This window comes from Pseudomonas sp. Marseille-Q5299, assembly GCF_943737035.1.
GTDB lineage: Bacteria > Pseudomonadota > Gammaproteobacteria > Pseudomonadales > Pseudomonadaceae > Aquipseudomonas > Aquipseudomonas putida_E.
Map to the genome: position 1 here is coordinate 1 of NZ_CALSFR010000008.1, position 8803 is coordinate 8803.

Below are 8803 nucleotides of genomic sequence, written 5' to 3' on the forward strand. Positions count from 1 at the left end.
AGAATTTCTTGACGACCATAGAGCATTGGAACCACCTGATCCCATCCCGAACTCAGTAGTGAAACGATGCATCGCCGATGGTAGTGTGGGGTTTCCCCATGTGAGAGTAGGTCATCGTCAAGATTCAAATCCAAAGCCCCTGTCTGCACTGCAGACAGGGGCTTTGTCTTTTCCGGGTTATGGCATTGGCTGGGCTGCTTGCTTGTCCAGGTAATTCCTGATAACCCGCGCACCATTGTTCAGATGCTGCTCCAGCACCCTCACTGCCTCGTCGACCAGCTTGTCACTGGCTGCATCCGCCAGTGCGTTGTGATCGTCCTGGGTCAGCTTGCCCAAGCCCATCGACGATAGATGAAAGCGCAGGAAGCGCTCTTCCTCGTTGAGCTCGTCCTCGATCAGGCGCAGTAGCTTCTGGTTCTGAGCCTTGCCGTACAGGGCCATGTGGAACAGCCGATTGAGGCGGCCGATTTCGGCGTGGCGCGTCTCGTTTTCCAATTGCCGGATGTAACCACGTGCCCGGGCGATATCTTCGGCATCGAGCAGGGGAATGGATTGGCGCAGGGCCTCGGATTCGAGCAAAACCCGCAACGCATAAGTGTCGACCGCATCTTCACCAATCAAGGGCGCCACAACTGCGCCCTTGTGCATCTCCACCTTGAGCAGCGATTGCGCTTCCAGCTGGCGCAGCGCCTCACGCACAGGCATGCGGCTGACGCCATACAAGGTCGCCAGCTCTTGTTGGCGCACGGCGGTACCGGGCGGCAGGCGGCCATCGAGTATGGCGCTGCGCAAGCGTTCTTCGATCACGCCACGGGCCAGGTTCGCCGGTAGCTGTTCGCTCGCCAGCACATTGCTCAGTTTGATTTTCTCGGCCACGCGGAGTCTGCCTCGACGACTAAAGTTGGATCCAATGACACTAGTAACAGGCAAGGGGGCTTGTCAAACCAGCTCCCCGCAATGGGGGCGGGCGAAACACGGCCTAGAGATATGGTGGATGAAGACGACTGGCAAAGGAAGCGGCACATACAAAGCATTAACTGGAAAGTCTTGGCTCCCCGACCACCGGCGGCATGAGTGCAGGATGCCATTGTTTTTTATGCTGACAGACCTCACCATCGCTGCTTTCGACTGGTCTAAACAGGTCTTCGCAGTGGCGATACCTTGGGTAATCAAAACCGCCGCGCGATGTGTCGGCCTTGCCATTTTGCTGGGCAGCTTGCTGCTGGGCGGTTTGCATGCGGATTGGGATTTTTCCCAGATCAGTCGCAAGTCACAGACCCTGTATGGCCCACTGGGTGCCGGCAAGGGCCGCATCGATGCCTGGCAAGCCATGATGGCCACGCAAAACCAAGGCTCCGAGCTACAACGCTTGCAGGCAGCCAATCTGTTTTTCAACCAGCAATTGCGCTATGTCGAAGACATCGACTTGTGGCGTGAAGTCGACTATTGGGCCACGCCCATCCAGGCCTTGATCAAGGGCGCCGGCGATTGCGAGGACTACGCCATCGCCAAGTATTTCAGCCTGCGCCGCATGGGTATCCCAAGTGAAAAGCTGCGCATCACCTACGTCAAGGCCTTGCGCCAGAATCGCGCGCACATGGTGCTGACCTATTATTCAAGCCCACAAGCCCAGCCGCTGGTACTCGATAGCCTGATGGACGCGATCAAGCCGGCCAGCCAGCGTACTGACCTCTTGCCGGTCTACGCCTTCAATGGTGAAGGCCTCTGGTTGACCGGTGCTGCGGGTAACAAGAAAGTCGGTGACACCAAGCGTTTGTCACGCTGGCAGGACTTGTTAAAGAAAATGCAGGCCGAAGGGTTCCCGGCCGAACCGGTTTACTGAAGGAGCACAGATGTCACTGTTCAAACAATTGCTGTTGGCCATTTGCCTGTTCCTGGTGGTCGCGTTCAGCGGCAGCTTCATGGTCAGCCTGGAGAGTTCACGCAGCCAGTACGTCAACCAGCTGCGCTCACATGCCCAGGACGCTGCCACGGCGCTGGCGCTCTCGTTGACGCCGAACATCGATGACCCGGCCATGGTAGAGCTCATGGTCAGTTCGATCTTTGACAGTGGCTATTATTCGAGCATCAAGGTCGTCGACCTGGCCTCGAATGCGGTGCTGGTGGAGCGTCACGCGCAGCCAGATCCTGGTGGTGTTCCTGCCTGGTTCATCCACCTGATAGGCCTCGAAGCTGCCGGCGGTGATGCCCTCGTCAGCCGAGGTTGGCAACAAGCCGCGCGGGTCGAAGTCATTAGCCACCCGATGTTCGCCATCTCCAAACTCTGGCAGAGCGCCTTGGGCAGCCTGGGCTGGCTGCTGCTCTGCGGTGCAGCGAGCGCGGTACTCGGAGCCTTGCTGTTACGTCGTCAATTGCGGCCGCTGGACTACATGGTCGAGCAGTCCCACGCCATCGCCCGCCGCGAGTTCCTCAGCCTGCCTGAGCTGCCGCGCACGCCCGAGTTGCGTCGTGTGGTGCAAGCCATGAACCAGATGGTGGAGAAGCTCAAGGCCCTGTTCTACGAGCAGGCCGAGCGCAGCGAGCGGCTACGTACCGAATCGTATCAGGACAGCCTGACCGGGTTGTCCAACCGCCGTTACTTTGAAATGCAGCTCAATACCCGAGTCAGCAACCTTGAAGAAGCGAGGGCGGGTTACCTACTGTTGCTGCGTGTTCAGGACCTCACAGGGCTTAACGCCCGCTTGGGCGGCCAACGCACCGACCAGCTGTTGCAGGCGGTCGGTGTACAGCTGCAGCGTACCTGTGCCAAGTTCCCGGAGACCAAAGACCTGATTTCCCGCAGCCGTGGCGGTGAGTTCGCCGTGCTCGCCCCAGGTATGGTGCACGAAGAGGCGGTGCAGCTCGCCCAGGCCTTGGAGGCTACGCTGCAGAGTCTGCACGAGACCGGCGCCACCGATGTCGACCCGGTAGCCTGTATCGGCCTTGCACCGTTCAGCCCCGGCGACGCGCCGCAAGCGCTATTGAAACTTGCCGATGAGGCCCTGGCCCGCGCTGAAAATCAGCCGACACCCGGCTGGGTTTGCCTTGAGCAGGGTGCCGCGGCTGTTGCCGGCGATAGCCATCACGCCTGGCACACGCGGCTTGAGCAAGCCTTCATCAAAGGTCAGTTCGAACTGTTCTTCCAACCGGTTGTGGATTGCAAGGACAAGCAGCGCTTGCTGCACTACAAAGTCATTTCACGGCTGCACGATGATGAAGGCGAGGCAGTGCCGGCCGGCCGCTTTCTGCCGTGGCTCGAGCGCTTTGGCTGGATGCCGCGGCTGGATGTGCTGGTGCTCGAAAAAGTGCTGGCGCACTTGCGTAGCCATGATCAGGTGCTTGCGCTCAACCTGTCGGCTGCGACCCTGGCCGACCCCAACGCTCTGCAGCGGGTATACGATTTGCTTGGGCAATACACCGCACTGGGGCCACGCTTGGTCTTGGAAATCGGCGAAGAGCAATTGCCTGCGCAAGCCGCGCTCGAGCAGTTGACTCGACGCTTGCACGGGCTTGGTTTCGGGCTGGCGCTGCAGCGTTTTGGTGGCCGCTTCAGCATGATCGGTAACCTGGCGCATTTGGGCCTGGCGTACCTGAAGATCGACGGGAGCTACATCCGCAATATTGACCAAGAGCAACACAAGCGTTTGTTCATCGAAGCAATTCAGCGGGCAGCGCACAGTATTGATCTGCCGTTGATTGCCGAGCGGGTCGAGACCGAAGGAGAGCGACAGGTGCTACTGGAAATGGAGGTTCAAGGTATTCAGGGGCAGTTGGTGGGCGAGCCTGCCCCTTGGCGCTGACTTCGGCCTGACAGAGCAGGTGCAGCGCCCTTCCTCAGGGTGGTTGCACCTGTGACAGTCAGCGTTCGCGCAGGGCTTCAGCACGGGCCTTCATGATGGGTTTTAGCAGGTAGCTCATGATGGTCTTCTTGCCCGTCATGATATCCACCGTTGCTACCATTCCTGGGATGATCAGCAACGGTTTCTCGTCAGTGCCCAAGTGGCTTTTTTCCGTGCGCAGCTTGATCAGGTAGTACGTGGTCTTCTTGTCTTCATCGGTGATGGTGTCGGCACCGATCTGCTCCAGCGTGGCCTTCAAACCGCCGTATATGGTGTAGTCGTAGGCCGTGAACTTGACCGTCGCTTCCTGGCCCGGGTGCAGGAATGCGATGTCCTTGGGCAGGATCTTCGCCTCGACTACAAGGCTATCATCCAGCGGCACGATCTCTACGATATCACTGCCCGGCTGGATCACGCCGCCGACAGTGTTGACCAGCAACTGCTTGACGATGCCACGTACCGGCGAGCTGACCATTGTGCGGTTGACCCGGTCATCCAGCGCCCTGCCCGTGGCGGTGGCCTTGTTCAACTCGGTACGTGCCTCGTTGAGCTGAGTCAGCGCCTCGCTGCGGAACTTGCCGCGGGTTTCTTCAATCTTGCTCTGCACTTCCTTGATAGCCGCTTCGGCGCGGGGGATGGCCAGTGCGGTGGAGTCCATCTGCCCTCGGTTCTCTACTTCTGCGCGGCGCAAGCGTAGCACTTCCACCTGGGAAATAGCGCCTTGGGCCACCAGTGGCTCGGACATGGCGATTTCCTGACGCAGCAACTGCAGGCTGTTGGCGTACTGTGACCGCTTGGAGGTGAACTCGCGCAGTTCCTGCTGTTTTTGCACAAGTTGCTGTTCCAAGCCGCTGATCTCATCATGCAGTTGCTGGCGCCGGCTCTGATAGAGCGACTGCTCGCTGGCGGCCTGGCTCGGTGCGGCCTTGCGCAGCTCTTCGTCGATCTGCAGCGGCTTGTCGTCCACTTCGGCGCTCAGGCGCTGCACTCGCAGCGCCATCGCCAGACGATCGGCTTCGGTTTCGCCAACGTTGGATGCGAAGCGTGTTTCGTCCAGCCGCAGCAATGGCTCACCGACTTCGACGATCTGCCCTTCCTTGGCATAGATCTGCGCGACGATGCCACCTTCCAGGTTCTGAATTTTCTGCACTTTGGAGGATGGAATGGCCTTGCCTTCACCGCGGGTAACTTCATCGATGGGGGCCACGCTGGCCCAGATGATCATGACCAGGAAGAACGCGATGATGCCCCAGATAGTCAGGCGCACGATGCGTGGCGCGTCTTCGATCAGCGCTTTGTTGACCTCCGGCAGCGGTTGCCCGGCAAGGGACTCCGAGCCCTTGAAGTAACGGCGCAGGCTGTCCTTGAAACGCCCCATATCCAGCTTATGCAACACTGATCTGCCCCTTTTTAAGCGCATCCATGACGGCGGCTTTCGGGCCATCCGCAACAATCTGTCCTCGATCGATGACGATCAATCGGTCCACCAGCGACAGCAAGGACGCCCGGTGGGTCACCAGCAAAACGGTCTTGCCCTCGATGACCGCAGCCAGGCGCTGTTTGAGGCGTTCTTCCCCCGTGTTGTCCATGGCACTGGTGGGTTCGTCCAACAGCAGGATCTGCGGGTTGAGCAGCAGCGCCCGAGCCAGGGCGACGTTCTGCCGCTGCCCTCCGGAAAGGTTCTGGCCGCGTTCGCCGACCTGCAGTTCGTAACCGTCGGGATGCAGGCGAGCGAATTCATGCACGCCGGCCAGCTCGGCGGCTTGCAGGATCAATTCGTCTTCAATGTAGCGGGCACCGCTGACAAGATTGTCGCGCAAAGTGCCTGCCAGCAACTGAATGTCTTGCGGGACATAGCCGATGTTATGGCGCAACTCACTGACGTCGATCTGGCGGATATCCACGCCATCGACCAGCAAGGAGCCATTGTCAGCCTCGTACAGGCCGACGATGAGCTTGGCCAGCGAGCTTTTGCCCGAGCCGCTGCGGCCGATGATGCCGACCTTCTCGCCCGGGCGGATATTCAGGTTGATGCCTTTGAGCGCCAGGTTCTGCTGATTGGGATAGGTGAAATCTACACCCCGGAATTCGACCGCGCCCTGCAGCACCTGACGGCTCAGAGGACGTTCTTCGAAATTGCGCTCCTGCGGTAGCTCCATCATCTGGTCGGTGGCCACCATGGTCACCTTGGCCTGCTGGTAGCGGGCCAGCAAACCGTTGAGCGAGCTCAACGGGCCTAGCGCTCGACCGCTGAGCATGTAGCAGGCGACCAGGCCGCCCATGCTCAGGTTGCCGTCGATGATCAGGTAAACGCCAACGCAGATCATCGCCACCCCCGCCAACTGCTGGATGAGCAAGGTGATGTTCATGGCCAGGCTCGACAGCACTTTGACGCGCAGCTCGAGGCGGCTGAGGGTGCCAAGGGTCTGCTCCCACATGTACTGGCGTTCGCTCTCGGCGTTGTTGACCTTGACTGCGTCCAGACCGGCCAGCGTTTCGATCAGGCTGGACTGGCGCTCCGATGCCAGCGCCATGGTGCGCTCCATGGTCGCCATCAACGGCTTCTGCAGCGCATAGCCGATGCCCAAAGCCAGCGGGAACGCAAGGACCGGGATCCATACCAGATGCCCGCCGATGATGGCGATGACAAGCAGGATCAGCAGGGTGAACGGCAGATCGATCAGGGTGGTCAGCGTTAGCGAAGCGAGGAAGTCGCGCAGGCCCTGGAATTCGTGAATGTTCTGGGCAAAGCTGCCGACCCGGGCAGGGCGATACTTCATCGACATGCCGACGATCCGCTCGAACAGCGTGGCTGAAATGATCAGGTCGGTCTTCTTGCCCGCAAGGTCCAGGCAGAGGCCGCGCAGGCCTTTGAGAATGAGGTCGAATATGTAGGCGAAGCCGATGCCTGCCGCCAGCACCCATAACGTCGACGTGGCCTGGTTGGGAACCACGCGGTCGTACACATTCATCACGAACAAAGGCGCAGCCAGTGCAATCAGGTTGATCACCAAGCTGGCAGCAATGGCGTCGATGTACAGCCATTTGCTGCGCATCAACGTGTCGCGGAACCAGGAGCGGGCGCGCGGGATGAGGTTGCCGTGGTTCACATCGAACTTGTGCTGCGGCTGGGCGAAGAACACTTTGCCGCTGTAGTCGCCCTGCAGCGCCTCGCGGCTCACCAGCACCTCACCGCCGTCGCTTTCACTGAGCAGCAGGCGGGCGGTGTCTTCGTTTTCCCAGCCCACCAGCACTGCACTGCGGCCCTCATTGAGCAGCAGCATGGCCGGCATGGCGATGCTCGGGATCTGCTCCAGCTTGCGCTGAAGTACGCGCCCTTGCAGCCCGGCACGGGCAGCCGCACGAGGCAGCAGATCAGGGGTCAGGCGCTGGGCCGGCAAGGGCAGGCCGGTAGTCAGCATGGCCCTGCTTGCGGGCTTCTGGTGCAGAACACACAGGGTCAGCAGACTATCCAGCAACGGGTCATCGTGCTGGCTGCGTGGATCGTGGCTGAGTTGCACTCGACTGACTTCGGATTCCACGCGGCGCTCTCTTCATCCTTGCGGGTAGATGGTGCGGGTGCGCCTCAGTTCATGCCTGGCAGGTTCACTCGCGGTTTCACATCATTCTGCACAACGGTGGCCATCGGTGCTACGACACCCTGGCTCTTGAGCAGTTGGCCAATGGTCGCCTTGATTCGGTATTGAGTAAACAATTGTATGTTCTTCACCTCAACCAGACGACGCTGAGCAGTGAAGGTTTCATTTTCACTGTCGAGCAAGTCGAGCAGTGTGCGTTCGCCTAGGCTGAACTGCTGCTGGTAAGCGCTGCGTACCCGGTTGCTGTGATCGACGTATTGCTGGGCGATAGGCAACTGGGCGTTGGCGTTCTCTTGCGCATTCCATGCCAGGCCCAGTTCTTCGTTGAGCTGGCGCAGGGCGTTATTGCGAATATCCAGCGCCTGGTTGGCCAAGTATGACTTGGACTCCAGGTCAGCCTTGTTGCTGCCGCCGGCGTACAGGTTGAAGTTCATGCGCAGCATGGCCTGCCACTCATTGTTGTGGCCGACAGTGCCGTCGATGTTGTTATCGGCCGTTCTTCCGAGTTCTGCATCGAACCGCGGATAGAAGCTCGACTTCGCTGCGTCGTACTGTTTCTCAGCCGCGGCGATGTCCGACTCTGCCGAGCGCAGTACTGGGCTGCTCTCTACCATCTGCGCGCGCGCCTCATCCAGAGTTGCCGGCAGCAGGTCGATGAAAGGCGCCGGGGCGCTCAGTTCATCCGGCATCTGGCCTACCACGCTTAGGAAGTTGGTGTTGGCATCGGCGAGGTTGGTCTGCTCGGTTATCAAATTATTGCGCGCTTGAGCCAGACGGGCTTCGGCCTGATCAAGGTCAGCCAGGCGGCCAACACCACGGCTGGTACGCAGTTTGATCTGGTCGAGGATACGTTCGTGGTTGCGCAGGTTTTCCTCGGCAAGGCGAACCATTTCGCGGCGCGACAGCACGTCCAGGTAAACCTGGGCCACGTCAAGCGCGGTGCGCTCCGAGGTGTCCATCAGCGAGTAGGCGCGGGCATTAACGGTGGCTTGTTGACGGCCTACTTCGTTAGAAGTGGCAAAACCGTCAAAAACCATTTGGCGAAGACGGATTGCTGACTCACCGCGATTGAGGGTTTCCCAGCGGTTGCCGGTGCTCGGGCTGTCAGTCCCCTCTCGTCCATAACCAGCGGTCACATCTACCCGCGGCAAATAGCCGCCCTTGGCCGCACGCAGCTGGTAATCGGCCGCCACTCGGGCGTTGACACCCGCCTGGATCTCCGGGTGCACCTCAAGGGCTTTCTGCATGGCTTCGGGCAAGGTTTGTGCTTGCAGGAAAGTGGCGGCAAAGGCGAATGGAAGAGCGGTAAACAGTGACGCACGCATTTTTACTGATCCCCGAGGGCGCTGTTGTCCTGAATCACGG

The 8803-nt window shown here is 59.9% G+C and carries 6 protein-coding genes and 1 rRNA gene; 3 read left to right on the forward strand and 4 right to left on the reverse strand.

Annotated elements, in window-relative coordinates:
• The first annotated feature begins 7 nt into the window (after nt 1–7).
• Nucleotides 8–123: ribosomal RNA gene (gene rrf, locus NGJ21_RS20820) — 5S ribosomal RNA — on the forward strand.
• A 54-nt stretch (nt 124–177) separates the two neighbouring features.
• Here rrf and NGJ21_RS20825 read toward each other — a convergent pair.
• Nucleotides 178–876, reverse strand: coding sequence for a GntR family transcriptional regulator (locus NGJ21_RS20825; protein ID WP_046788330.1), 699 nt, complete (start codon nt 874–876; stop codon nt 178–180).
• A gap of 220 nt (nt 877–1096) precedes the next feature.
• On the opposite strand from NGJ21_RS20825, the gene lapG reads away from it, so the two are divergent.
• Complete coding sequence (lapG, locus tag NGJ21_RS20830; RefSeq protein ID WP_376778894.1) at nt 1097–1843, forward strand: cysteine protease LapG; 747 nt, start codon at nt 1097–1099, stop codon at nt 1841–1843.
• Nucleotides 1844–1853: 10 nt separating this feature from the next.
• Nucleotides 1854–3800, forward strand: coding sequence for a cyclic di-GMP receptor LapD (gene lapD, locus NGJ21_RS20835; RefSeq protein ID WP_174142627.1), 1947 nt, complete (start codon nt 1854–1856; stop codon nt 3798–3800).
• 58 nt (nt 3801–3858) lie between these two features.
• Here lapD and NGJ21_RS20840 read toward each other — a convergent pair whose 3' ends face one another.
• From NGJ21_RS20840 to NGJ21_RS20850, 3 genes are read right to left on the reverse strand one after another with little or no spacing between them, the layout of a single operon-like run.
• Entirely contained in the window at nt 3859–5217 is a 1359-nt protein-coding gene (locus tag NGJ21_RS20840) for an HlyD family type I secretion periplasmic adaptor subunit (protein WP_174142631.1), read from the reverse strand.
• Between the two features lie 7 nt (nt 5218–5224).
• Nucleotides 5225–7381 carry a type I secretion system permease/ATPase gene (locus tag NGJ21_RS20845; protein ID WP_115273161.1) on the reverse strand — a complete coding sequence of 719 codons (2157 nt, stop codon included), beginning with the start codon at nt 7379–7381 and terminating at the stop codon, nt 5225–5227.
• 44 nt (nt 7382–7425) lie between these two features.
• Nucleotides 7426–8763: a TolC family outer membrane protein gene (locus NGJ21_RS20850; RefSeq protein ID WP_119687964.1), complete on the reverse strand. Its 1338-nt coding sequence runs from the start codon at nt 8761–8763 to the stop codon at nt 7426–7428.
• Nucleotides 8764–8803 lie beyond the last annotated feature (40 nt).

Bases quoted from the DNA above. Each gene is read 5' to 3' on its own strand.
- lapG (WP_376778894.1), top strand. From the start codon at position 1,097: ATGCTGACAGACCTCACCATCGCTGCTTTCGACTGGTCTAAACAGGTC.
- NGJ21_RS20850 (WP_119687964.1), bottom strand. From the start codon at position 8,763: ATGCGTGCGTCACTGTTTACCGCTCTTCCATTCGCCTTTGCCGCCACT.
- lapD (WP_174142627.1), top strand. From the start codon at position 1,854: ATGTCACTGTTCAAACAATTGCTGTTGGCCATTTGCCTGTTCCTGGTG.
- NGJ21_RS20840 (WP_174142631.1), bottom strand. From the start codon at position 5,217: ATGGGGCGTTTCAAGGACAGCCTGCGCCGTTACTTCAAGGGCTCGGAG.